Origin of the sequence: Gluconobacter sp. DsW_056 (genome assembly GCF_002153595.1) — a bacterium.
GTDB lineage: Bacteria > Pseudomonadota > Alphaproteobacteria > Acetobacterales > Acetobacteraceae > Gluconobacter > Gluconobacter albidus.
In genome coordinates this window covers 121,064-147,734 of sequence record NZ_JOPF01000003.1, presented here as the reverse complement: position 1 = coordinate 147,734, position 26,671 = coordinate 121,064, and the positions used below count along the sequence as shown (strand labels likewise).

Here is a 26,671-nt window from a genome sequence, read left to right as displayed (position 1 = left end):
TGCGGCGCATATCCGCAACGCTTATCGGCCACCTGCTGCAAGAAGCGCCCTGATCCCCGGCAAAATCGCAATCAGCAATCCTCCCGGCGGCTGCGGAGCGCGGGCGGAGGCCAGCATGCTGGCCGAATTTTCAAAAGCCGCTTCCTGATCCTGAAGCAGGCGGGTCGCATCCATCCGCCATGCCGAGCCGCCTCGCCCGTTCAGAACATTCAGCCCGGCGCGGGACAACTGCCCCACGGCATGGGATACGGGGACCACGGTCTCAAGCGCGGGGATATTTTTTGCAACGGCGACAAAGGCCGCGTCATTGTCCGCCCAGCGCTGGAGCATCTGCCGCAACGGCGCGGCCAATCCCGTCTCGCCTTGCGCGTACCGCTCCGCCATCGCGTTGAACTGTATCGCCACGAATGAATCCGGCTCCGCCACAGCCACCGGCCCCGAAAGCATGGTGCCACCACTGGCGGTGTCGAGATGGTTGAGCGCGTAATTGCGGACCGGCACCGTTACATCCGTCAGCACGTTCAGAGGCTCTGAATGCCCTGGTGCCATGGCTTCGCGCAGGGCATTGCGATGCTGCGTTGCCTGCAACCCGGTTGCCTCAAGCTCCGCCATCACAGCGGGCAGACGCCGCTCCAGATCCGGAACATCCCGCACATCCTGCGCGGACCAGAACCGCTCGGCCAGCGCCGCCATCCGAGGCCAGAGCCGTGAATCCAGCATCGGTTCGGGCACCATTTCCGCCCAGAGCGTCCCTTCCGCCCCCAGCACCAGCTTTTTCTGTGCGTCATCCAGAGGCGGGGCATTTACATCCATCTCAAAAGGCACGGAGAACTCGGGATGCTTGGGCGGAAACTTCGCCAGCTGATCTGGTGTGATGCCATCTGCCCTCGTATCGAACGGGTCGACCGCATAATGTGTGGCGGATGGCCGCAGCAGATCGAGATAATATCCCGCAGACACTACGACCGGATGGCCGGCGCGTGTGGCCGATCCCGTCCATTTCGACGCGCGCCAGGGCTCGACGACCACGTTTTTCGGGATCGGAGCCTCGCTGACCTCGTCCCATCCCATCATCACATGCCCCTGCGCCGCGATGATGGCCGCAACCTGCCCCGTAAACGCGGCCTGAAGCGCTTCGGTCGTTTCGTAGCCATGCGCCTTCATATAAGCCGCAATCGCCGGATTTTTCGTCCACTGGGAGGACACGACTTCATCGCCGCCCGCATGAATATAGCGGTCCGGGAAAAGGCGGCCCATCTCGCCATACAAAACCCTCACGAAGCGCAGGGTCTGCGGATTGGTCGGGTCGAGGGCAGCATTGTTGAGGTTCAACCCCTTGGTGCTCATGTCCGGCAAAGGCTGCGCTGCCAGTTCCGGATAGGCGCGGACGATTGCCAGTGCATGACCCGGAACGTCGAATTCCGGCACCACACGAATACCACGGTCGGCCGCATAGGATACGACATCGCGGATCTGGGCCTGCGTATAATACTGATCCGGAGCGGTCATGGCCTGAAGCTGCGGATATGCCCGGCTCTCGACCCGAAAGGCCGTTCCGTCACTCAGATGCCAGTGCAGCACGTTGAGCTTGACCATTTCCATCGCATCGAGCTGACGCTCTACGGTCGCGACCGTATCGAAATGCCGCGACACGTCCAGCAGCAGACCGCGCCACGCAAACCGGGGCGCATCTTCGATATGGATACGCTCGACGACGGCACCTTCCGGCGTGGCGCGGACAAGCTGGAGCAGCGTAGCCAGCCCATGGATCACACCCGCCGGACCATCCGCCTCCAGCCGCGCACCTTTGGCTGCAGTCGTGAGCGCGTAATGCTCCTTTTCATCCACACTCAGATAGGCCCGGTCCGGCCCGGCAGACACGTGCAGCACATACGGTGCGCCCTGTCCCGCAGGCCCGGCGATGGCGGCAAGGCGTGTCGCGAACCGCGCTGCGGCCCGTTGCAGCAGGGGTGAGGGGCGTGTGTCCCACACGATCTGCACCCCGCCACCAATTGGCGCCACACCATTGGGCACCGAAACGCTCTGCGGAACGGGCAGCAGACTCTCTTCCGCTCGCGCTTTACCAACAGAAATCCCGGCCAGAACGCTTCCCGCAAGGAGCAGCCCCACCGCGCCACGAACCCTGCGGTGAATAATCCGACCGCGTTGTGAAGCTGTCTGCGTCATCTGAAGCTGTCCCTGAGTGTGAATTTCAGTGCGTATCGGGCGCGGGAGGGCGCGCATCGAGCATAAGCTCCGCATCTCCGGCAGACAGCGCAATACCATAGAACTCATGATAGAAAGAGCGGATAGACCGGATCATCGCAGGCCGGTCCACCTGTCCGGTCTGGACGATCTGCCGTGACCACAGAACCTGAAGCAGAAGCTCCGGCCCATAACGGTCCCACGGAAACAGCCCGGTCGGATTGCGATAGACACGCCCGGACTGCACGGCTTTGACTTTCGACCAGACCGGGTCCTGCGTCAGTGTCGCCGGATCGCCCGCATTGGCACCAATAATGACGATATCCGGATTCCACGACAGGATCTGTTCGATCGAAACGGGCTGCTTGTTGCCATGAATGCCCTGTGCCGCATTCTGCCCCCCCGCACTGCGGATCCACTGGTCGATGATACTGGCATCGCCATCCACCCTGAGCGGCCTGAGGGACTCCACATGCAGCACGCGCGGCCCCTGCGGATTGGTCGGAGCCTGCGAGACGGCCTGAAGAAACGCCAGACGATAGGCCTGCGCCCGCTTTGCCGCCAATGGTGTCTGAAGCAGGGTCGCCGTTCCGTCCACGCAGTCAAGCATCGAATCAAACCGGTCGAACCCTTCGGGCACGACATTGAGCCCGGCGCGTGTCAGGGCATCGGCGGAATGGCCCGAAGCCGTCACGAACACCAGATCGGGATGCAGCGCCAGAAGCTCTTCCGCATTCAGATTGCCGGGATCCAGCGTCTCGGCCCTGGACAGCGACGGCACCAGCCTGAACATCCAGGGCAGCATCGCCGGACGGGCCACAGTCCCCACGATCCTGTCCTGCGCCCCCAGCATGACGAGCATCGCATTATGGGCGTACCACCCCTCCACGATCCGGGTGGGAGGTGCCGCGTATGCGACCGGCCCCGGCAGCGAAACCGCACCCAGCAACGTCGCCCCCAGAAATGTCAGGGCCGAAAACCGCTTCAGGGTCCGTGACAACGTCAGTCCAAGTGTCATTTCTCGTTCCTTTCCTGATGGAAAAAGCGGTTTCCGGCATGATCCATCTGCATCAGAGGCACCCCGTAAAGCGCCGACATCCGTTGTGCCGTCACGACATCCTGCGGCGGCCCGTCCGCTTCGATCCGGCCATGATCCAGAACCAGAACCCGGCTGGCGTGCGCATAGAGTTCTTCCGGCCGGTGGGAGGTGAGCATAACAAGCCGCCCCTCACGCGCAAGCTCCGCCAGCAGTGCCATCAGACGCATCTGATACCCGTAATCCAGCCCCGTCATCGGTTCGTCCAGCAGCAGCCCCCGCGCATCCTGCGCAATGGCCCGCGCCAGCACGACCCGCTGACGCTCGCCACCGGACAGCTCTGTAACGGGACGATCGGCAAAGCGCTCCAGCCCCATCCGCCCCAGCGCCGCCGACACGGCGCGGCGGTCCTGCGTGGACAAACGCCCCGTCAGGCCGGAATGCGGCACCCGTCCAAGCTCCACCATTCGCCGCACCGTATAAGGAAAGGTGGCCACATGGCTTTGCGGCACGTAAGCCAGATGCCGCGCGATGGCAGAGGCAGGCCACGCCCGCAGAGGCCGCCCCTCAAGAAAAACCTCTCCCGTCGAAGGCGCGAGAAAACCCATCAGAAGCCGCAGCAGCGTACTTTTGCCTGCACCGTTCAGGCCCAGAAGCCCAACCAGTTCGCCTTCCCGTAGCGAAAGGTCGATCCCCTCCAGCACAGATCCGGGCTGCCGCGGCTGGCGGAAACCAAGGTTCCGGCACGACAGCAGCGTCATGCCATCCCGCCCCGCAGGCGCCGCAGCACCAGCACGAAAGCCAGAGCGCCGAACAGTTGCGTGACGATCCCGAGCGGAACCTCGCCCGTCGTCAGACTGCGCGCGCAGGTATCGGCCAGCACCAGCCCCCCGGCCCCCAGCAGCGCCGTCACCGGCATCATGTTCCGGTGCTCCGCCCCGACGAGCAGGCGTGCCACATGGGGCACCAGAAGTCCGATCCAGCCGATAATGCCCGCCATTGAAATCGTCATCGCACAGGCCAGCGTTGCCAGAACAATGAGTGCCGGTCGCATGACCCGAACGGAAATTCCGAGACTGCGGGCTTCGTCATCTCCCAGTGACAGCACGTCCAGAACGGGGGCGCACACCACAAGCGCCGTGGTCAGGACGAGAAGCGGGCCGGACATCCATGCCAGTTCCCGCCATCCGCTCGGCGCCAGACTGCCTAGCAGCCAGTTCACGATAGCCGGAAGCTGATCCATCGGATCGGCCAGATATTTCACCAGAGACAGCAAGGCGGTAAAGATCGCATTCCCGATTAGGCCACCCAGAAGCAGGGCCAGAATGCCGCCCCCCGGCAGGGTCCTGCTGATCAGGAGCCCACACCCAACCGCCAGCAGCCCTCCCCCGAAGGCGCCCATCTGCACTACAAACGCTGATCCGCCACTGACGATCGCAAGCGCCGCCCCGAACGCCGCGCCACTCAGAACGCCCAGAAGATCCGGCGAAACCAGTGGGTTACGAAACACTGCCTGATAGGTCGCGCCGCCGCAGGACAACGCACTTCCCACCAGCAGCGCCGCCAGAATACGCGGCAAGCGGGCCTGCATCACCACGGCCTGCGCAAGAGGATCAACTCCGGCGGACAGATGCAGCAAATGCCCGAACACTCCAAACACCCGCAGCGGTGACAGCGGATAGCGCCCCAGACAGAGCGCGCACACCACACTCAGAACAACACCGGTCAGGGCCAGGGAACGGATCAGGGCAGGACGAACGGAAATGGCAGGTCCTCTCGGCAGAACGACAGACGAAACCCGCCGCAGGAAAATCATAAGCCAAGCCTCTCCGCGCCACCAGAACCGGTTGCACGGCAAAGTCAGGGCGTGATCCGAGCCTGTAAGGCGCGACTAGAATGGATCAAAAGCATCAGTATTTTTGGCACCGGGTGCCACAATACTTACTACAAAACATACTTGCGCTCAAAGGCCATGTAACAGGATTTTAAACAAATCCCTCAGTATCGCCCCTCTGCGTCTGCAGGATCCTTAACCGGGAATACTGCAATCAGGACTGAAACAGTCCCGGATTTACGCTGAAACATCCGGAAATCTGTGTTATTTTCATGACTCTGATTGCATTTATTTTAGGAAACGCACGGTTTTGAGATAGCGCAATCTTTCCTTTCGTGGTCCGGTGCCTTAGGTTGCACGCAACAGCCGCCTTTTGTGGCAAATGATTTCAATCCTTCCGGGACAGTCCAACCATGCTCAAACGGATAGCTGCCGCTGTCATTGGCCTTGGTGCCGTGGGAGGCATCGGCTTTCTTGCCTATGCCTGGTACCCCGCCATCGCCCCGATCCCCAAGCCAGCCGCATCGTCGTTCTCCGCTGACGCCATCAGCCGTGGCGCCATCGTCGCGAATGGCGGCTACTGTGCGGAATGTCATACCCGCGTGGATGGCACCCCCGGCCCCGAACTGGCTGGCGACTTCAAGATGGCCACGCCGTTCGGCGATATCTTCTCGTCCAACATCACTCCTGACGAGCAGTGGGGAATCGGCAACTGGTCTCTGACCGCCTTCAAACGCGCGATGAACAAGGGCATCGCCCGCGATGGCTCGCAGCTCTATCCGGCTTTCCCGTTCGACCACTTCACCAAGGTCAACGATCAGGACGTCTCGGACCTCTACGCCTATCTGATGACGCGTCCGGCCATTCATCTCAAGCCGCGCGACAACACCGTTCCCTTCCCGATCAACATCCGCCTGATCGGACAGGGCTTCTGGAAACTGCTATTCTTCACGCCGGGCCGCTATCAGAATGACCCCAAGCATGACGCACAGTGGAACCGCGGCGCCTACCTCGCCGAAGGTAACGAACACTGCGGCGCCTGCCATACACCGCGGAATCTGCTCGGCGCCGAAAAGATGAGCAAGGTCTACGACGGTGCAGTCATCGACGGCTGGATCGCTCCGCCGCTGAACGACCACAACCCGACGCCGGTCGTCTGGACCGAAGACGAGCTGTTCCAGTATCTGCGCTTTGGCGTGGCTCCGCTGCACGGTTCGGCCGCGGGCCCGATGTCCCCCGTGCCGCATCGCTTCCTGTCGAAGATCCCCGAAGAAGACGTGCACGCCATCGCTCATTATTATGCGGATGTGGACAAGGCGGCGCAGCGCAGCGGTGGCGATCAGGCCGCGATTGCCCGTGCCATGCACATGTCCGGTCTCAACCTGACCGGCCCGCAGACGCAGGACGCCGATGCCCGCCTGTATCAGGCCGCCTGTGGCGCCTGCCACTACAATTCCGGCCCGAACCCCGTGCTCGGTCGCCCGGAACTCGCCCTGAACAACGCGCTGTGGCTGGATGAGCCGAACAACCTCTATCAGGTCATGCTGCATGGCATTACCGCAGAGGAAGGTCAGGATCACATCTCGATGCCGAGCTTCTATTCCGGCCTGTCCGACCATGACATGGCCCGCATCGCCGCGTATCTGCGTCGCACACGCACCACGCTTCCCCCCTGGACGGATCTGGAAAAGAAGGCCGCAAGCGCGCGCGCCACGCTCGAAGCTCCGCCCATCACCGCTTCGCACTGATCCGGGCAGGACTGGGAATACAGGACATGACCACGAAATTTGAACTCAACGGACAGCCCGTTACGGTCGACGCCCCGGCAGACACCCCCCTGCTCTGGGTCATCCGTGACGACCTGAACATGACCGGCACCAAGTTCGGCTGCGGTATCGGCGAATGCGGTGCCTGCACCGTCCATGTCGGGGGACGCGCCACGCGCTCCTGTATCACGCCGCTTTCGGCCGTGGAAGGCGCGTCGATCACCACGATCGAAGGGCTGGATCCGGAAGGAAACCATGTCGTTCAGGTCGCCTGGCGGGACCAGCAGGTGCCGCAGTGCGGCTACTGCCAGTCCGGTCAGATCATGCAGGCCGCAAGCCTCCTGAAGGACTATCCCAACCCGACGGACGACCAGATCGACGGCGTGATGGGCGGCAGCCTCTGTCGCTGCATGACCTATATCCGCATCCGCAAGGCCATCAAGGAAGCTGCCTCAAAGCAGCAGGAAGGTGCCAACAATGGCTAAAATCGAACAGATTGCGAAGAAGAGCGACGCCGCGCGCCTCTCCCGCCGCAACTTCCTGATGACGGCGGCTGGCGGCGGACTGATGTTCGGTTTCGCCCGCAAGGCCGGTGCCGCCGTAACGCTGCCCTCTCCGATGCCGCCGGAAGCCGCGTTCGAGCCGAACATCTGGTGCGCCATCGCGCCTGATGGGGCAATCAATGTCAACATCGTCCGCGCCGAAATGGGCCAGCATGTCGGCACAGCCCTTGCCCGCATCATCGCGGACGAGATGGACGCGAGCTGGGACAAGATCAAGATCACCGAGGTCGACACCGCGCCAAAATGGGCCGGGAAATACGTCACCGGTGGTTCCTGGTCCGTCTGGGACACCTGGGACACCTTCCGTCAGGCAGGTGCCGCGGCCCGCATGGTCATGCTTGAGGAAGGCGCAAAGCTGCTCGGCACCACGCCGGAACGCTGCACCGTCAGTGAAAGCGTCGTCTCCGCTGGCGGCAAAAGCGTGTCCTTCGGCGACATCGTGGCCCGCTCCAAGCCGACCCGGACCTTTACGCCCGAAGACATGGCGAAGCTGCCGCTCAAGCCTGTCACGAACCGCCGCCTCATCAGCAAGCCGGTCCCGGCGCTCGACATCCCGGACAAGACGACCGGCAAGGCCATTTACGGCATCGACGTCAAACTGGACGGCATGGTGTATGGCCGACCGAAAATGCCGCCGACACGCTATGCCTCGAAGGTCGTCTCTGTGGACGACAGCGCCGCGAAGAAAATCCCCGGCTATGAGCGCTATGTGGTTCTGGATGACCCTTCCGGAATCGTTCCAGGCTGGGTCGTGGCGCTGGCCAAGACCTACCCCGCTGCGATCCGCGCTGCCGATGCCCTCAAGGTACAGTGGAATCCCGGTCCGACGATCCACGTCTCCGAAGCGGACATCATCGAACACGGCCGCAAGCTGACCCTCGATCCGAAGAACGGCGCACGCGTCTTCAACGACAAGGGCGTGGACGAAGCACTCGCGATCCATCCCAATCAGGTCTTCGAACGCAGCTATACCTGCGCGTCCGTCGCACATTACCAGCTTGAGCCGGTCAATGCCGTAGCGCGCCATATCGACGGCATGTGGGAAATCCATACCGGCAACCAGTGGCAGTCCCTCATTCTGCCGCAGCTCGCCAAGTCGCTTCAGGTTCCCGAAGAGCAGGTCGTCATGCGCACCTATATGCTCGGCGGTGGCTTCGGACGGCGTCTGAACGGCGATTACTGCATTCCGGCTGCCCTGGCCTCCAAAGCCATCGGTGGCGCTCCGGTCAAGCTGATCCTGACGCGCTCCGACGACATGGAACTGGACTCCATCCGTTCGCCGTCCTTTCAGAACATCAAGGTCGCGCTCGACAACGATCGCAAGAAGATCACCGCGATGGACTATGTCGCGGTCGCGGGCTGGCCGACACAGGTGATGGCGCCAGCATTCCTCGCGACGGCTGAAGACGGAAAGAAATATGATCCGTTTGCCATCGCAGGCGCGGATCACTGGTACGAAACAGGGCCGACGCGCGTCCGCGCCGTCAGCAACGACCTCGCCAACGCCACGTTCCGCCCCGGCTGGCTGCGTTCGGTCAGTGCGGGCTGGACTCCCTGGGCGCTGGAATGCTTCCTCGACGAGGTTGCTCATTCCACGAAACAGGACCCGCTGGAGTTCCGCCTGTCCATGTTCACGGCGCAGGGCCGCAACGCGGGTCAGGCTCCGAACTCCGTCGGCGGGGCCAAGCGTCAGGCCGCCGTTCTCCAGCGTCTGGCTGACAAGATCGGTTACGGCAAGGAACAGTTTCCTGCCGATACGGCCATCGGCATCGCCACCAGCTTTGGTCAGGAGCGCGGCATGCCGACCTGGACGGCCGGTGCGGCGCAGGTCCACGTCGATCGCAAGACGGGTGTTGTCACCTGCCAGAAGCTCTGGCTCGTGCTTGATGCCGGCACCATCGTCGATCCGGGCGGGGCACTCGCCCAGACCGAAGGCGCGGCGCTGTGGGGTCTCAGCATGGCCATGTTCGAGGGTACCGAAATCGTCGACGGCACGATCAAGGACCGCAACCTCAATACCTATACTCCGCTGCGTCTCCCAGACGTTCCGGATATCGACATCGAGTTCATCCAGAACACCGAAAAGCCCACGGGCCTCGGCGAGCCGGGCGTGACCGTTGTTGCGCCCGCCATCGCCAATGCGATCTTCAATGCGGTCGGCGTTCGGCTGCGGCATATGCCGATGCGCCCGGCCGACGTGCGTCGCGAACTGCAACAGCACGCGCGCTGAGCTATTGGCAAATCATGAAAGGGCCGCAGTTCCAGCCGGGACTGCGGCCTTTTTCATACCCGACGACAGGCCTGCTCCCGTCCTGCGGACAGGATGGGTCTTGCCAAGCCCCCCGGAAGTCGTGACAGACTGTACCGCTCGGGACCCGGCAGGACCCGGCACCACGATGCGCGGCCCGGAATAAGGACGAACTGTGAGCTGGTTTTACGAAGACCATGGCACCCGCAAGGGACCGGTGTCCGCAGACGGCATGAAAGCCCTCGTCACCGAAGGCATCATCGGGCATGCTACCCTGTGCTGGACCGAAGAATTTGGCGGCGAATGGCATCCTGCCGGAAGCTGCGTTTTCTGGCCGCCCCAACCCGAAGGCGTTCCTCCTGCCCTCCCTGCCAGCCTGATTTCAAACCGCTGGCTGTGGCTCAGTCTGGTCGGTCCGTTTTTCGGCAGCATGGCGGTCAGCGTTCTTCAGGGCTTCGGACTCATCCCCGATTTCGCAAGCAATTTTGCGTCCATGATCGTGAGCATCGGCATTTTCTACGTGGCTCTCGTTATGGACCGCCGCAGCCTGCTCGCTGGGGGTTTTCGCCCCGGCACAATCCTGTGGATCCTGCTGCCACCGCTTTATGTCTGGCGCCGCATCCAGATCGTCGGACACGGCATGCTGCTCTTTTTCCTGTCGATTTTGGTATTTCTGTGTGAATTCGTTCCCGCGCTCACCACGGGCTGGCACGTCTTCCCTGATGTTGGCCTGTCGGACTATGTTTCCCGCCGTTACTATGAACTGTAAGATTCAGCAGTAACGGCGATAAAAAGCCTCAACGCTGCTGGCCGCGGTCGCGATACGGTAACGGGACATGTCCCACTGACGCGGCGCCGCGGCTTCGAGACGCTGCAACCCGGCCGTCAGGGCTTCGAGGCAGCCGGACGGTAGCAAACATTCTGGCGCCTCTGCGAGAATATCCTTAACTCCGCCCGCCGCCGTTGCGCAGACCGGCAATCCAGCTTCCATGGCTTCCAGCAGCACCAGTCCGAAAGGTTCGTGACGTGAGGGAACGACGAACGCATCGAATGCGGCCAGAAGATCGGGCATGTCCGTGCGATAGCCGGTGAAAAGAATATCCGTGCGGCCCTGCGCCGCTTTTTGCAGCGCACACCGCTCCGGGCCGTCGCCGACCAAAACAAGCCGGGTCTCGGGCCTGAGGCCAGCCTGCTTCCAGGCATGGATCAGAAGCTGGAAGTTTTTCTCCTCAACCATCCGCCCGGCTGCCCCGATCACGATGCCCCCCTCTGGAATACGCCACTCAAGCCGCATCCGTTCCCGCAAAGCCGCACGACATGCGACAGTGGATTGTGGAGGAAGCGTCCAGTTGGGGATCAGGGCACAGGCTTCACGCTGTCGTTCTGGCAGAACATCGCGCTGCCAGGATGCGATGCAGACAAGTCCGTCATGCGTTCCATAACTGCGACCGCGATAAGAGGTATGAAGCGTGGCAACGACAGGCACGGAGCCCGCAAGCCCCGCCCGGCGCAGCCAGCTCGCCCGGGCGGAGGCCCGACCGAGATGGGTATGAACGATGTCGTGCCGCCCGCTGCGCAGCTCGCTGGCCAATGCGGGCAGATATCCCGCCGGCCCCGCCCGCACGATCTTTACGTCAGGGCACAGAAACCCCTGAATATCTCCGCCCGTGCGCGCATCGGTCGTCCTGCGCTCCAAAAGCAGCGTGACGTCATGGCTCTGCGCCTGAAGCGCGGACAATTCCGCAACATGACGCTCCGTTCCCGCAAATTCCCGGGTCGAGAGACAATGCAGAATTCGCAGTCGGGAAGTCACGCGCGTTTTCCTTGATGGGCGTGGCGAAGAAACGGAATGTCAGGAGTTCAGACGGCCTCCGGCCGTACCCCAGACGCCCTCAATGACCGGGCCGCTGCGGCTGGACATGCGCTGGAAAGGCGGACGCGGCTGGCAGGCCACGAGATAAAGGCCGACGGTAAAGAGAAGCTGGGAAATCGTCGTGAGCTGCGTCACCAGCCAGACAAAACCGGGCGCGCCCAGCCCGCGGAAAAGCTGGTACGCCAGAAAAGCCAGAGACAACAGCCGCATGGCCCGAAGCAGGGGCCGCAGCGGGTTGAGCATTCCGGGTCGCACCATCGGCGCGGAACGCCGCATGCCCAGAAAGAACGCCAGACTGACGCACCAGATCAGGGCGCTGTCGATCATGTTGCCCAGACTGGCCCCGAACAGCAGCATCGGCAGCACAAGGGACAGCCCGTCAAGCATCAGAGCCCCGAGCTGACAGCTCAGACCAAGATGGAGCGCCGTCAGGCGTGCGGGAAGACGGTCCGCCAGAGGCTGGAAAAGCCGGTCGAGCAGCCAGTCATCCACTTGGGCAATGCGTTCAGGTAAAGTCATCACACATACTTTATCCACCTCCCCGCTCAGCTGCACATAATTTTTTCTTCATCCGGCCGTCAGATACAGCGCTCCAGGCACGGGTTACACATGGTGGACAGAAACCGGCGCAACAGCTTTACTCTTTTGTGAAGATACGTTTCTCCTCAGGAAAGTTCTGAATCCATGTCCGCACTCTCCCGTCTCTCCCGCCTGTCCCTGCTGGCAGCCACCATGCTCGTCCCTCCGGTTCTGACGGGAGCTCACGCCGCCTCGGTCCCGGCCCCGACGGCGAGTGCGGTTCCGGAGAGTGCTGCTCCGGCCACGGTCACGCGCGCAACGCTGCCCAACGGATTGCGGGTTATTGTAGTGCGCGATACGCTCGCTCCAGTCGTGCAGACCATGCTGAATTACGAGACGGGCTCCGTGAATGCGCCGAAGGGCTTTCCCGGCACGGCACATGCGCTCGAGCATATGATGTTCAACGGCTCACAAACCCTCTCTCGCGACCAGCTCTCCACCATCAGCGCGCAGCTCGGCAACAACGACAACGCGGACACGACCTCGGACGTCACGCAGTATTATTTCAAGACCCCCGCCAGCGATCTTGACGTCCTGCTGCGGATTGAGGCCGGGCGTATGCGTGGCCTGAACATTACCGAAGCCGAATGGGCCCATGAAAAAGGCGCGATCGAACAGGAAGTCTCGCGCGATCTCTCCAGCCCGATCTACCGGTATCTGTCGCAGATCCGGGCAGCCCTTTATGCAGGCACCCCCTACGAACATGATGCCCTCGGCACGCGTCCGTCCTTTGACGCAACCACCGCTCCGCTGCTGAAAAAATTCTATGAGACCTGGTACACGCCCAACAACGCCGTGCTGGTCATCACCGGCGACGTGGACCCGCAGGAAACGCTGAAAAAGGTCGAGGCCGCTTTTGGCAGTATTCCAGCTACGACCCTTCCCGAGCGTGGCACCGTCTCCCCTACCCCGGCCAAGGCCCAGAGCATTTCCCTCGACACCGACCTGCCGATTGGCCTTGTGACGATGGCGTGGCGGATGCCGGGACAGCGTGATCCCGACTATGCCGCGACAACCCTGCTCGCAGATGCCATCAGCAGCCAGCGCGCCGCTCTGTTCGCTCTCGTGCCTGAGGGCAAGGCGCTGGATACGGGCTTCATGTATGATCCCGATGCGCAGGCCGGACTTGGCGTCGTGTACGCCGGCTTCCCCAAAGGCGCCAATCCCGACGGACTGCGGACAGCCGTTGCCGCGATCATGGAGAATTTCCGCGCGCATGGTATTCCGGCCGAACTGATCGAAGCCGCGCGCCGCAAGGAAATCGCAGCGCTTGAGTTCAACGCCAACAGCATTTCCGGCCTTGCCGAAAGCTGGTCGCAGGCCGTCGCCATCCAGCATCTGAACGATCCGCAGGACATGCTGGCCGCTTTCCGCAGCGTCACGAAAGAACAGGTCGACGCGCTGGCGAAAAAACTGCTCGACCCGGCCCATGCCATCAGCGCGACCCTGACGCCCAGCGCTTCGGGCAAGCCCGTCGGCCAGAAGGGCTTTGGCGGTGCAGAGTCATTCAATACCCCTCCAGCGGGCAAGGTTGCTCTCCCGGACTGGGCCCAGCAGGCCCTTGCCCGACTGACCATTCCTGCCGCAGCGCCGCTTCCCACGGTCTATACGCTGCCCAACGGGCTGCATCTTCTCGTCCAGCCCGAACATGTCAGCCATACGGTTGAACTGATCGGCAGCATCCGCCAGAACGCGGACCTCGAACAGCCTGCCGGTCAGGACGGCGTAGCAGGCGTGACGGAGCAGATGTTCCTCTACGGCAGCAAAACGCATGACCGTCTGGCCCTCGCCCGCGCGCTTGATGACCTCTCGGCAGACGAAGAAGCCGGTCCCTCCTTCTCTCTCAGCACACTGACGCCGAACTTCGAAAAAGGCCTCGCCCTGCTGGCGGATCACGAACTGAACCCGGCATTCCCGGAAAAAGCGTTCCGCGTCACGCAGATGCAGGCTGCACAGGCTCAGGCCGGTGAGCTTCAGTCACCCGGTTACCGCTTCGGCCGCGCCACCCGCAAGGCACTCGTCCCCCCGCAGGATCCGACCCTGCGTGAAGCCACGCCTGCCACGATCAGCAAGCTCACACTGGCCGACGTTCAGGCCTATTATGCCCACACCTATCGTCCGGATCTGACCACCATCGTCATTGTCGGCGACATCACTCCCGAGGCTGCAAAAGCAGACGTTGAGAAAGCATTTGGCGGCTGGAAGGCCGTGGGACCAAAGCCCGTCGTCGATCTGCCGGGAATTCCCCTCAGCCGCCCCTCCCAGGCCGTAGTCGAAGATCCGGGCCGTTCACAGGACGAGGTCAAGCTTGTTGAGACCATCGGCATGAAAGTGACCGATCCTGACCGTCACGCACTCGCCGTCGGCAACACGATCCTTGGAGACGGCTTCTCTTCGCGCCTGATGCAGGACCTGCGCGTCAAGACGGGCTATGTTTATGGCGCCGGAAGCGGATTCAACTATTCCCGCACCCGCAGCAGCTTCGGCATTACTTTCGGCGCCGATCCCGACAAGGTTAGCAAGGCCCGGGCGCTTGCCGTCAAGGATGTCGAGGACATGCGCACAACACCCGTCTCGCAGGAAAGCCTCGACCTCGCCAAGGCCACCCTCCTGCGCAGTCAGCCCATGTCCCGCGCGAGCTTCAGTGCCCTGGCCGGAAGCTATCTTTCCCTGATCGCGCTGGACCTGCCGCTCGACAGTCAGGCGAAAGCCGCGCAGGCCATCTATGACATGACCCCGCAGCAGGTGCAGGCGGCGTTCCGCAAATGGGTCCGCCCGACCGATCTCGCCCAGATCGTCATGGGACCTCAGCCGAACTGAAGCTCCTCTCAAACACAAAAAAGGCCGCGGAATGACTTCCGCGGCCTTTTTTGTGAGGCTCGTCCTGACGGTGTTCAGGCGATCAGGCCCTCGTCTTTCAGAACGCGCAGCGCATACTCGATACGGTGTCGGTACAGGTGTTCGGCCTGCGTCCGCGCCTGCGCCTTGCGGGCCATTTTCACACGTAGTTCATTGTTGTCGAGATAGGTCGCGACCAGCCGTTCGAAATCGACACGGTTCGAGAAGACCGGAATTTCATCCGCCGAGTAATACCGCCGGATCTCATGGGTGTCCTCATGAAATACCTGAAACGCCCCGGCCAGCGCGGCCTCGAATGTCCGCGGCCCCGGCGTGGAAGGCGCAATGACGAAACGCTTGTTCTCAAAGCTCAGGGAACGCCCCAGATTCAGGACCAGCTTGGAGCGACGGTACAGTTCCACAAGCTGCGACTTCTCGATCCGGGCATCGGAGAACCCGATCCCCAGTTCACCCCAGCCCGGCCCGACGATCTTGATGTTCAGATCCCGCAGGGCGGGGAGAAGATTGCGGACGATATCCTTGCGGTTGGTGAACGCCACACCACAGAACAGGACGTCAATCGTCTTTTCCGAATGCTCTTCGATCTCGCCGTAATGCAGCTTCGGACTGGCGGCCAGCGGCAGATGGAACACCCGCTCGCGCTGGTAGAAATTATGGCCCCAGCGGTCACAGGAGAAAATCACGTCGAAATCATCGGCAACGCGATAGTTCGCATCCTGCTCGTAGGGGTCTTCGGTCGCCCAGAACACAGTCACGGCGCCGATCTTTTTTGCCTCACGGCATACCTCGCCGAAATAGGTGCTTTCAGGAAGGTAGGAGCCGATGGCAAAGACAATTGTCGGCTTCAGAAAGCGGATGGAGCTGGCCGCGGCCGAGATGTGAACGGCTGTAACATTCTCCTCACCGAAACAGTCCGCCCAGCCATCCATGATGGACTCGCGGATCTGGGTGTTGGCCTGGCTTTCATACCGCCCCCCGCTACACACAAGGACCCGACCGGTCATCCCGGCTGTTCCGCTGTTCGTCACACTGGCGTCCCCGGCTTCCACGACCGCGTCATTCACTGCGTCCATAACCTTCCTGCTCTCCCCAAACTTCTAAAACCGGTCGTATCCGGTCCGTCATGCCATGCAGCTCTGAACAATCCCTGACAGCGCCTGCCGGAAATCGGCCGGAGAACAGTCCCGCTCGACAGCCGCGAGAGCGCCGTTGCGCAGAGTCTTCCACAGTTCCCCGTCCCGATAAAGCCGCTCTACAGCCGCCGCGAACGCCTGCGGATCATCCGCCGGAGCCGCCAGAACCTCGCTACCCTCAGCCCAGCCAACCTGCTCCTGAAGCAGTGTCGTCACGACCTGCGGCAGACCATAGGACGCCGCTTCATGAACCTTGAAGGGGATCCCTCCCGCAAACCGCGTCGGCGCGACAAAGACCCTGTGCCGGTCGAACAGCTCTCTCGGGTCTCCGACCGGCCCCACGATCTCGACCCGGCTGTTCGTCGAAAAGACCGTCATGTCCACATTCGGTCCGACAAACCCCGCGATCGTAAAATGAACTTCCGGCGGCAGAACACTGTCCAGCAGGGGCAGGACACTCTCCACGAACCAGACAAGACTGTCATGGTTGGGCGCACCCTCATCATGAATCGCGCCAAAGAAAAGGACGTTGTGACGGTTCTCGAAAGGAGCAGGGGTGGGCTGAGGATTCAGTTCATGTCCAAGCACCGAGACACTCACACAGCCCGCACGGCGCGCCAGCTCTGCATCATGCGCCGTCACCGTAATGACCTTCTGGCAGAACCGGGCACAGTCCAACTCCTGCTGCAGCATCTCGTCAAAACTGATCTCCGGAGCAGGAAGATCCAGAATCCGTATGCGCTCCAGCGTCCGTGGCGTGGCGATTACTTCCGTATCCAGAACCGGGCCGCCAGCGGGGAGGTAGCGGCTTGACTCATTGAGCAGCGGCAGAAGGCGTTCCAGATTATGCGTCCGGCCAATCCAGACCAGATCGTAATATCCGACCCGCTCCTGAATGAAATCAGCGAAGCTGGAAAAATTCCGGTCAACAATCAGTTCCACCGTTTCGGGGAAATCCCCGAACAGATCGATGGATGTCTGATCCCGCGCAAGCACAGGGAAAACCGTTACCTGATAACCCAGAGCCGTCATCTCGCGGATGATGTCGTTGGAACGGACATAGCCCGATCCCAGACGGCGCAGGGGCAGACGATCCTCGATAAAAAGGATTTTTCTACGCTGGCTCACGCGGTGTTCGCGACCAAGCACGGCATTGCGGATATGGGCAGGCTGCTGATGCCGCAGGAAATCCTGCTGCAGGCGCGCAAAGGTCTTGAGATTGCCACGGATCAGGGCATGGGAGCCCGCCGCACCGGAACTTCCGAATTCCAGATGTTCGATCACCACACTCGGATCATAAACGATCCGCATCCCCGCCTTGAGAATCCGCACACACAGATCCGCATCCTCGAAATAGGCGGGCATGTACCGTGGATCATATCCGCCAAGACGGCGCAGCAGCGCAGTCCGCACCATCAGGAAGGCGGCTGAACAGTAATCCACGTCCCGAACGAAATTGGCACTCGTCAGGTTCGGGTCATCCTCGCGCAGATATCCGTAGGTCGCGCCGTCCCGCCAGATGATCGACCCCGCTTCCTGAAGACGCATGTTCGTACGGATCAGCTTGCCACCCACAGCCCCGATACCAGGCTCCCCATGCAGGCGCTTCAAGGCGTGAAGAATGGCATCCGGGTAGAGGCGGACATCGTTGTTCAAATACAGTGCGAGCGGCGCTTCCGCTTTTTCCAGCGCAAGATTACAGCCCTGAAGATATCCGATATTGTGCCGGTAACGCAGGATCGTGGCGCCGCGCACCATCCGGCCGATATGGCGCGTCTGGTCATGAGATCCGGAATCCACGAGGATAAGCTGGATCCCCCCGCCATAATTGGCACGCAGGGACGCCAGCGCCTGCGCGGTCAGGGCGATCCGGTCATAAACCACCATCAGCACGCTGACTTCAGGCACACCATGAACGGTGAAATCCAGCGGATGGCGGACCAGCGATGGCAGAATGGCTTCGGCCTCACGCTCGAACAGGATCCGGGACTGTTCTTCGGGAATAGCGGGAACAGCTGCAAGAGCCGCCATCCGTCCCTCGCCCAGACCCGTCCGCCCCGCCACAAGATGGGCAAACGCACTGTCATACAGACGATTGCGCACATCGTTGCGGACCTGCGTCTGCGACATATGGGCCGCAAGATCCACATCCGCCTGCGGAATACGGCCTTCCTGCGCGCCGTAACGGACGAAATGATCGTAGCCGTTACGGAAAAAACCATGCTCCAGCGAGGGGAGAATGTCGGGATGGGCCGTGGCGTAGAACTGTTCGGAGAAGAATTCCTGAGGATCGAAAAGCCGTGGCGTTTCGTTCGTGAGGTAATGATGCAGGGCGCTCGAATAATGTCCGGCAGCGATCTCCTGACGGACTTCGGGATAGCGTGTCAGATACCAGACCGGATCGAAATACCAGGAAACGCGACCGGCATCGGCAACATGGGCCGGCAGGCCAAGCCAGGAACCGAACAGACCGATCCGGCTGTCGAAATGATCCGGAAAAGTCAGTGCAAGATCCCGGCAGAGCTCATCATCAAAGAAATGATGCCCGCGGTAGTAATGACTTTCGCCAATCTCGAGAAAATGGTCGTAGCCGTTAAGAAATCCGTTTTCAGTCAGGAAACGCTGCGTCAGCTCCGGATAGCGGCGGCGATAGGCGGGTTCGTCAAACAGCCAGTGCGGCGCGTGGGTTTTGTAACCCGTGGCGATGTAGTGCTCAAAACCCGACGCCCACTCTTCGCGGATGAGGCCCTGACGCACATCCTTGTGGGCCTCGCGATACCACACCTCGTCAAAATACCGATTGGGAGAGTGTCCGTAACGCTGACCCGTCTGCTGATAGAATGCATACGGCCCTTCCTGCCCCTCTTCCCGCATCCAGTCCCGCACCTCGGGATAGCGCAGCAGATACCATTGCGCGTCAAAACGGGACCAGCGGGGGGTACGGGGCTCCTCTGACAGCGGCACTTCAGCATTTTCGGACATCAGGGCAAGCCTCCCGCTCCAGGTCAGGAAACGATCTTTGCCGCGAGCAGGCGTTCAGCACGTTCGACATCATGAGGCTGCACATCCGTCCGTTCGACCGTCAGGACAGCACCATCATCAAACGTCACGGCAATATCCGTCAGTCTCGATCCGTAGACATCGCCGACGACATTGACGAGGATGAAGCGATAGACCCCATCAAGCGGACGCGCATAGCCTTCGCGCGGCATGAACGCCCCTCTGAACCCAACACAGAGAGGTGCATCACGGTAAACCTTGCCGACATCGGCACGGGCCATCCGTTCCATCGCAAAGAAGATGATTTCCTCTCCGCTTTCCGATACCAGTCCGCCATAAACCTGTCCGGCCCGGGACAGATTGCGGAAGAACATCCAGCCCCGGATCATGACGGGCGTTTCAGGACCGGAGGGCAGGGGAAGATCACCGAGCAGTCCACTGAACTCGTCAATGAAATACTCCAGGGCACCCGCCGTATATGGATGCATCGGCTGTTTGCCGACACCTGACAGCTTGACGTTCCGCATCAGACCGTCGCTGTGGGAAACGCGACGGAAGTCGGACAGGACAAGATCGTTGGACGGCGCGCTGCGGACGATACTCCGGATCTGGCCTCCCTCGACCTCGATCTGGATCGGGGTCAGCTGGAAAGCGCCCTGCCCATTGACCACATTGATCAGACCGATCCGGAAACGCCCCTCACACCACTTGCCGCGCAGGGCAACTTTGCCCGAGAAACCAGCGCGACGGGGCGCGTCGGCGAAAAGCTCTGCAATATCGCTTCTGATTTCGCGCTGGCATTCCAGAAAGATCATCGGGCTGTCGGGATCTTCGCCCACCAGAACCGTGAACATCTGCCCGGCAGAACTCACGCCGGGAAGGATCATCCATCCCCGGATATGGAACTCGGAAGCCCCTTGGAAAACCGCTTCATCCAAATCGGAAAAGACGTAGTGGCAGATATCGTCAATATAGCATTCCGCCCCCTGGACCGAGAACCAGTCCGAAATCGTGACCGGAAGTTCCACAGACAGGTCACGGGCGGTCGGAGGATCGAAAATATGGCGCGGCGGGGCCTGATGACGCCAGGAGGCGTGAGGCAGCAGATGAACCTGTCCGGCATCCAGACGCAGTTCCGAGACGCCCATTTCACGCCGGGGCGCCGTCTCGTGATACAACGCCAGAAGATCGTCGGCATAGTCCCGTGCATGCGTCCAGAGCGCGGGCGTAATGTTCTGCATGATCTGGTGGCGCAGCGGCTCGGAAGAACGCAGGAGTTCCAGCCGTTCGAGCACCATGCTCGGACGGCTGATGGGAACCTTGAAACCGTTGACGCCGTCTTCGACGCGGTCTCCCAGAGCCCCCACATCCGTCACGATGGGAATGAGTCCGTTCTGCCAGGCTTCAGAAAGCGAGATGCAGTATGTCTCGGGCCAGATCGAGAGATTCAGCGCGACATCCGCGACTTTCAGCGCGTCGATGTCTCCCATCTCGTAACGGCCATAAACCTTGACGTTCGCACGCGGAACAGCCGTCAGAACCGCCTCGTATTCCGGGCTCAGATATCCGAAAATATGGAAAACGAAATGATCCGGATGGGCGATATCGATCAGGCTGAGGATCGTGTCTGCGCCTTTGGTCCGCAGGAAGTTTCCGACGATCGCCACGCCCAGCGGGCGCTCCCCGAGAGGCTGATACGCTTTTCTCAGAACGGGAACCGTATTGTCCGGGCTCGGAATCCCCTTCACGAGGCTGCGCTTGCTGTCGAGAACCGGATAGATCTCGTGCGTCAGGTTCCGCGAATGAACCGTCCCGAACAGGATGGCATCAATCGAGTGCAGCATCTTCGCCACGAAAGCACGGCGGGTCTGCTCTCCACCATGTTCCACATTCTCTGATGCCTTAAGGGTAATGTCGGCAGCGAGAACGGAACGAACCTCGGCTTCGACATACCGCAACTCATGGTTGAGCAGGTTATACCGTGCGGAGAGCAGCCAGAAATCATGGGCGGAAAAGATCACACCCGTCCCGTTTGCCTTGGCAATGATTGGCAGCGACAGGGCGTGATGGCCCAGATGCTGGAAATGGACGAGATCAATGTTGTACTGGCTGAGAACACTGGAAAACGCCATTTCTTCCGGCGCATCACACAAGGCGTCCTGCCAGCCCACTTCCGGGACGTCAAAACGCTCCAGTTCATGACCGTTAGCCGTCGTCAGGCGGCAGAAGTTTCCACGACGCAGCCAGTAGAAATACTCCACATCCCGCGCCAGCAGCGTGCACAGCCCCTGCTGATAGACCTCAACGCCGCCCCAGGCCTGCTCGTGAATCGTTGAGTGTGTGCACATCAGCACGCGCAGGCGCCGGCGCCGGTGAAGAGGCGCAATCGCATGGGTGCGGCGCCCGAAATCTGCGCCCGTAATGCTCTGGATTTTCTCAAGCCGGTGCTCATACAGATGCTGCGACAGAACCGACTTCTGAGCAGCCTGTGCCGCAGAAAGACGCGCATCTTTCTGCTTGAGCAGCTTTGCGATGGCATCCACGACCTGATTGGCATCCCGGGCCAGCGCAATGCCGTTCACCGTCTCGAAATGGGCGGCATCCATGCTGTCCGGGGCTTCGACCACCTGCGCCGTACCCGCCAAGGCGAGTTCGAAGAAACGCGGGCCAGGTGCCGTTGCCTGACTGACTTCGCCATGACTGGCGTAATCACGGAACATGGTCAGGGTGACGGCGCTGACATTCGCAAAATCAATGAAGGCTTCATGACTGATGGGACGCTGGATGGCGAGAGATGCCAGATCGCCAGGCAGCGGCGGCAGGAACTCATTGGTCGGGCAGACTAGCTTGAGCCGGGCATCGGGGAACGCCGCAATGACCTTGCGCAGCGTATGAACACGATTGGGCCACATCGTGCCCGCGAAGAAGATATCGTATTCCAGATCGTCCCCAGGAACCACGCTCCGTTCATGGATCGACGGGCTGGCAGCCAGCGGAAGGTAATGTCCCTTACCATGATAGTATTCGGCACAGGACGGATCATTCGTAAAGACGAAGTCAAAAAGTTCGGCGTTCTCGACATTGAAATCCCGCATGAAGGGATCTTCGAACGTCCAGAGGATCATGGTCTTGAAGGCCGGGCGGACCCGACGGATGAGCGGAAGGTTGATGCGCTGGGCGTCCAGACAGATCAGGACATCATGCTCGCCGGACGCAGCGATCCCCGCAAGGCTCATGTTGTCCGCGACCGTGACATTATCCTTGCCGAAAAGCGCCTGGGCCGCCCGCTGCACGGCCAATGTCAGATAGGAATTGGGATTGTGGGTATAATTCGTATTGTAAATGACCGCCATCAATCTCCTGGGCTCTGACGCCCACTCCCATCTTCAATATTGGCCAGTCGTCCGGATTTCAGCAGGACCTGCCTCCCGTTTACGACATTTTTGTCTCGACGCACCTTCTTGTGTAGCGGATGGCACGGTCAAGAAAAAGCCCACCGCAAAAGAATGAATTTTTGATAAAAAAAGGGCCGCCGAAGCGACCCTTTATTCTCCGACCGAAAGAGGATTTCCTCTTTCGGTAACCTGAGCAGATGCTCAGGCGTCCGTGTTACGGCGGCGGATAGCGGCACCCAGGATGTCACCCAGGGACGCGCCGGAGTCAGAAGACCCGTATTCGTTGATGGCTGCCTTGTCTTCCTCGACCTCACGGCCGCGGATCGTCAGGGCCAGCTTGCGTGACGCGCGGTCAACGGAGACGACCTTGGCGTCAACCTTCTCACCGACTGCGAAACGCTCCGGACGCTGCTCGGCCTTGTCACGGGCCAGTTCAGCGCGACGGATGAAGCCCTGCAGGACGTCATCAACCTTCACTTCGATCCCGTTGCTCTGGACAGCGGTCACGACGCAGGTCACGACAGCACCCTTCTGGACGCGGGACAGGGTGTCAGCGGCCGGATCTTCCTGAAGCTGCTTGATGCCCAGGGAGATACGCTCTTTCTCGGGATCCACATCGAGGACCTTGGCCTTGACGACCTGACCCTTCTCGTAATGGGCCATAGCAGCTTCGCCAGCTTCGTCCCAGGAGAGATCGGACATGTGAACCATGCCGTCGATGTCTGCGGAAAGACCAACGAACAGACCGAATTCGGTGATGTTGCGGATCTCGCCTTCGATGATCGAACCGACCTTGTGCTCTTCCTCGAACTGTTCCCAAGGGTTGCGCTGAACCTGCTTGAGACCAAGGGAGATGCGGCGCTTGGAGCTGTCCACATCCAGAACCATGACGTCGACTTCCTGCGAAGTGGCGACGATCTTGCCCGGATGGACGTTCTTCTTCGTCCAGGACATTTCGGAAACGTGCACCAGACCTTCGACGCCCGGCTCCAGCTCCACGAATGCACCGTAGTCGGTGATGTTCGTGACACGACCCGTGAAGCGTGCTCCAGCCGGATACTTGATGGCGACGTTTTCCCAGGGATCAGCTTCAAGCTGCTTCATGCCCAGGGAGATACGCTGCGTATCGGAGTTGAAGCGGATGACCTGCACGCGAACCGGCTGACCGATCTGCAGAGCTTCAGACGGGTGGTTGATGCGCTTCCATGCGATGTCCGTGACATGCAGGAGGCCATCGACGCCACCGAGGTCAACGAACGCACCGTAGTCGGTGATGTTCTTGACGACGCCGTCGAGGATCATGCCTTCCTTCAGGCCCTGGATCAGCTCGGAGCGCTGTTCCGCACGGGTCTCTTCGAGAACGGCACGACGCGAGACAACGATGTTGCCACGGGCGCGGTCCATCTTCAGGATCTGGAACGGCTGCGGATGACCCATCAGGGGTCCGACGTCACGAACCGGACGGATATCAACCTGGCTGCCCGGAAGGAACGCCATGGCGCCGCCGAGATCAACCGTGAAGCCGCCCTTGACGCGACCATAGATCGTGCCGTTGACGCGCTGGTTGTTGCCGAATGCACGCTCCAGAGCGGTCCATGCCTCTTCGCGGCGAGCCTTCTCGCGCGACAGGACGATGGAGCCGTCACGGTCTTCGTAACGCTCGACATAAAGCTCGACAACGTCGCCCGGCTTTACGTCCGGGGCAACGCCAGCCGGACCGAATTCCTTGAGGGAGACGCGGCCTTCGCTCTTGAGGCCGACATCGACGATGGCGAATTCGTCGGTCAGGCGGACAACGCGACCGGTGACGACGGAGCCGTCAAAGCCCGTGTCGCGGCCAAGGGTCTCGTCGAGAAGAGCTGCGAAATCTTCGTGAGCGCGCTCTGTCGTGTGGGTCTGAGTGGCTGAAGCCATGTAAATACGATATTCCCGGACGCCCGTTCCACTGGCGGAGCGGATGTCCACGTCTGCGCCAGATCCAGCAATGGACCGGACGTCTCCCCGCTGCCGATGAACGGTCAGATCGGGTTTGTTGGCTGTTGGACCTGCCCGCCAGACGCGGAACAGACCATCCCCCCTCCCCTTCGGGGCGGGTGATACGGTGCACCAACACCCTGCGGGGGCGCGGTGTCAATAAAAAAAGCCGTTTTCCGGCCACCGTCGCGTCGGTTCAGTGTCGCGTGTGACGCAGGGCCACGATTTCGCAGGCCTTATCAAGAACCTCTGCGGCAGAAAGCCCGTCCGTCTCGATCAGAACGGCATCCGCAGCCTGAACCAGCGGAGCCGTTTCACGCGATGAATCGCGCGCGTCCCGCGCCACGATTTCGGATACGGCCGCGTCAAGTGAAGCCCCTTCCAGCGGAGTCTCGCCTGCAACCTGACGGTGGCGGCGCAGGGCGCGGGTGCGCGCAGAAGCCGTGATGAAGAACTTCACGTCCGCATCCGGGAAAACAACAGTCCCGATATCGCGCCCGTCCACAACCGCACCGGTTTCGGACGCAAAAACCCTCTGACGAGCCAGGAGGGCTGCGCGAACTGCGGGCTGTGCCGCAACGAGAGAAGCCCCACGATCAATCTCGGGAACACGCAGGTCCGTCCGGGCCAGATCACCCTGTTGCAGAGCCTGCGCTTCAGCGGAAGCATCGTCAGCCGGGTCCAGCCCGGCATTCACCATCCGGCGCGCAACGGCACGATACAGCAACCCGGTGTCGAGATAGGGCAGCCCCAGTTTCGCGGCCAGAGCCTTGGCGAGCGTTCCTTTGCCCGCCGCCGCAGGCCCGTCAACAGCAATGACCAGCGGACGAGCCGTCACGCCGTCAGCCCTGCGCCGAGAGCGTTCATCAGGCCCACGAAGCCGGGAAAGCTGGTTTCGATGAAAGCCGTGTCATCCACATTCACGGGCTTTGCAGCCGCAAGACCAAGCACCACCGCGCTCATGGCAAGGCGATGGTCCATATGGGTCTGGACCGTGCCGCCACCGAGAGGCGCATGAGCCCCCTTCACGATGAGATCGTCTCCGATCACCTCGGTTTCGGCACCGTTCACATTCAGCAGGGCGACCGTGGACGCCAGACGGTCACTTTCCTTCACGCGCAGTTCTTCCAGGCCACGCAGACGGGACGGACCCTCCGCAAAAGCGCAGGCTACGGCGAGGACGGGATATTCGTCGATCATGGACGGCGCACGTTCGGGCGGAACGTCCACGCCTTTGAGCTGGCTGTGACGGACATGCAGATCGCCAACCGGCTCTCCACCTTCCACGCGCTCGTTCTCGATGGAGAGGGATGCTCCCATCTCGATCAGCGTCGTGAACAGCCCGGTCCGCAGCGGGTTGAGACCCACGCCCTCGATCCAGATATCCGAACCCGGCACCAGCAGGGCCGCGACGATCGGGAAAGCCGCGGAAGACGGATCCCCTGGAACCGTGACGTCCCGAGCGGTCATGACGACCGGCCCCGTCAGAGCGATTCGGCGTCCACCCGCATCGAGCCGCGCAACATCCACTTCGACCCCGAAATGCCGGAGCATGTTTTCCGTATGATCGCGCGTGGCGACGGGCTCTTCCACGATCGTGGTGCCATGAGCATTCAGACCCGCCAGCAGAATGGCAGACTTTACCTGAGCGGACGCGACCGGAAGGCGGTATTCGATCGGCTTCGCATCTCCCGTCCCGCGAACGGCCATCGGCAGACGACCGCCTTCACGCGTCAGAAAATCGGCGCCATTGGCCGCCAGAGGCGCAGTCACGCGGCGCATGGGCCGGGACCGCAACGAGGCATCGCCGGTCATGACGCTGTTGAATGCATGGGAAGACAGAATCCCCGACAGCAGGCGGGCCGCCGTGCCGGAATTGCCCATATCCAGCACGTCCGCAGGCTCGCTCAGGGCGCCCACGCCACGACCGTCAATGGTCCACTCCGCGCCCTCGCGCGTGATGGTCGCGCCAAGCGCGCGCATGGCATCCGCCGTCCGCAGCACATCCTCACCTTCGAGCAGACCGGTCACACGGGTGCGGCCGGATGCGAGGGCGGCGAGCATCAGCGAGCGGTGGCTGATGGATTTGTCACCCGGAACACGGGTGCGGCCGGAAAGTCCCTTGGGGGACGCGGAGACGGTCAGGGGGCGCGAGACTTGCATGGTGATGTTCTTGCTGGGGTGCCCCATGCCTGTCAATCACCTC

The 26,671-nt window shown here is 61.5% G+C and carries 17 protein-coding genes; 5 read left to right on the top strand and 12 right to left on the bottom strand.

What is annotated here, in order from left to right:
* Positions 1-21 precede the first annotated feature (21 nt).
* From HK22_RS02635 to HK22_RS02620, 4 genes are read right to left on the bottom strand one after another with little or no spacing between them, the layout of a single operon-like run.
* Positions 22-2,187, bottom strand: coding sequence for a family 20 glycosylhydrolase (locus HK22_RS02635; RefSeq protein WP_086648288.1), 2,166 nt, complete (start codon positions 2,185-2,187; stop codon positions 22-24).
* Positions 2,188-2,212: 25 nt separating this feature from the next.
* The gene (locus tag HK22_RS02630; RefSeq protein WP_062031756.1) at positions 2,213-3,223 is read right to left on the bottom strand and encodes an ABC transporter substrate-binding protein; all 1,011 of its coding nucleotides are present in this window, start codon (positions 3,221-3,223) and stop codon (positions 2,213-2,215) included.
* Complete coding sequence (locus HK22_RS02625; protein WP_086648232.1) at positions 3,220-4,002, bottom strand: ABC transporter ATP-binding protein; 783 nt, start codon at positions 4,000-4,002, stop codon at positions 3,220-3,222. Before HK22_RS02625 ends, HK22_RS02630 begins: the two co-directional genes overlap by 4 nt.
* Positions 3,999-5,057: an iron ABC transporter permease gene (locus tag HK22_RS02620; protein ID WP_086648231.1), complete on the bottom strand. Its 1,059-nt coding sequence runs from the start codon at positions 5,055-5,057 to the stop codon at positions 3,999-4,001. Before HK22_RS02620 ends, HK22_RS02625 begins: the two co-directional genes overlap by 4 nt.
* Positions 5,058-5,488: 431 nt before the next feature.
* Between HK22_RS02620 and HK22_RS02615 the strand changes: the two genes are divergently transcribed.
* From HK22_RS02615 to HK22_RS02600, 4 genes are all read left to right on the top strand, one after another.
* A complete protein-coding gene (locus HK22_RS02615; RefSeq protein WP_086648230.1) occupies positions 5,489-6,823 on the top strand; it encodes a cytochrome c in 1,335 nt (444 codons plus the stop codon).
* A 26-nt stretch (positions 6,824-6,849) separates the two neighbouring features.
* Positions 6,850-7,326 carry a (2Fe-2S)-binding protein gene (locus HK22_RS02610; protein WP_062031771.1) on the top strand — a complete coding sequence of 159 codons (477 nt, stop codon included), beginning with the start codon at positions 6,850-6,852 and terminating at the stop codon, positions 7,324-7,326.
* A complete protein-coding gene (locus HK22_RS02605; RefSeq protein ID WP_086648229.1) occupies positions 7,319-9,634 on the top strand; it encodes a xanthine dehydrogenase family protein molybdopterin-binding subunit in 2,316 nt (771 codons plus the stop codon). The genes HK22_RS02610 and HK22_RS02605 overlap by 8 nt, the downstream gene beginning before the upstream one ends.
* A gap of 193 nt (positions 9,635-9,827) precedes the next feature.
* Positions 9,828-10,421, top strand: coding sequence for a DUF4339 domain-containing protein (locus HK22_RS02600; protein ID WP_062031775.1), 594 nt, complete (start codon positions 9,828-9,830; stop codon positions 10,419-10,421).
* Positions 10,422-10,424: 3 nt separating this feature from the next.
* Here HK22_RS02600 and HK22_RS02595 read toward each other — a convergent pair whose 3' ends face one another.
* Together HK22_RS02595 and HK22_RS02590 are read right to left on the bottom strand one after the other, a co-directional pair.
* Entirely contained in the window at positions 10,425-11,465 is a 1,041-nt protein-coding gene (locus HK22_RS02595) for a glycosyltransferase (RefSeq protein WP_198945466.1), read from the bottom strand.
* Positions 11,466-11,504: 39 nt separating this feature from the next.
* Positions 11,505-12,044, bottom strand: a complete 540-nt coding sequence (locus HK22_RS02590) for a hypothetical protein (protein WP_062031856.1) — start codon at positions 12,042-12,044, stop codon at positions 11,505-11,507.
* Between the two features lie 165 nt (positions 12,045-12,209).
* Here HK22_RS02590 and HK22_RS02585 point away from each other — a divergent pair, with 165 nt between their 5' ends.
* Positions 12,210-14,924 (top strand): pitrilysin family protein, encoded by a 2,715-nt coding sequence (locus tag HK22_RS02585; RefSeq protein WP_086648228.1) that lies wholly within the window; start codon positions 12,210-12,212, stop codon positions 14,922-14,924.
* A gap of 74 nt (positions 14,925-14,998) precedes the next feature.
* Here the strand turns inward: HK22_RS02585 and HK22_RS02580 are convergent, their stop codons facing one another.
* The 6 genes from HK22_RS02580 to aroA all read right to left on the bottom strand — a co-directional run bounded on the left by HK22_RS02580 (position 14,999) and on the right by aroA (position 26,655).
* Positions 14,999-15,967, bottom strand: a complete 969-nt coding sequence (locus HK22_RS02580) for a glycosyltransferase (protein WP_062109393.1) — start codon at positions 15,965-15,967, stop codon at positions 14,999-15,001.
* Between the two features lie 117 nt (positions 15,968-16,084).
* The gene (locus HK22_RS02575) at positions 16,085-19,078 is read right to left on the bottom strand and encodes a glycosyltransferase (RefSeq protein WP_086648227.1); all 2,994 of its coding nucleotides are present in this window, start codon (positions 19,076-19,078) and stop codon (positions 16,085-16,087) included.
* A gap of 23 nt (positions 19,079-19,101) precedes the next feature.
* Positions 19,102-22,449 carry a glycosyltransferase gene (locus tag HK22_RS02570; RefSeq protein WP_086648226.1) on the bottom strand — a complete coding sequence of 1,116 codons (3,348 nt, stop codon included), beginning with the start codon at positions 22,447-22,449 and terminating at the stop codon, positions 19,102-19,104.
* Positions 22,450-22,692: 243 nt separating this feature from the next.
* Positions 22,693-24,405 (bottom strand): 30S ribosomal protein S1, encoded by a 1,713-nt coding sequence (gene rpsA / locus HK22_RS02565; protein WP_062031864.1) that lies wholly within the window; start codon positions 24,403-24,405, stop codon positions 22,693-22,695.
* Between the two features lie 256 nt (positions 24,406-24,661).
* On the bottom strand, positions 24,662-25,303 hold the full coding sequence (cmk, locus tag HK22_RS02560) for a (d)CMP kinase (protein WP_062109231.1): 642 nt from the start codon (positions 25,301-25,303) through the stop codon (positions 24,662-24,664).
* A complete protein-coding gene (gene aroA / locus HK22_RS02555) occupies positions 25,300-26,655 on the bottom strand; it encodes a 3-phosphoshikimate 1-carboxyvinyltransferase (protein WP_369827195.1) in 1,356 nt (451 codons plus the stop codon). Before aroA ends, cmk begins: the two co-directional genes overlap by 4 nt.
* Between the last annotated feature and the right edge of the window lie 16 nt (positions 26,656-26,671).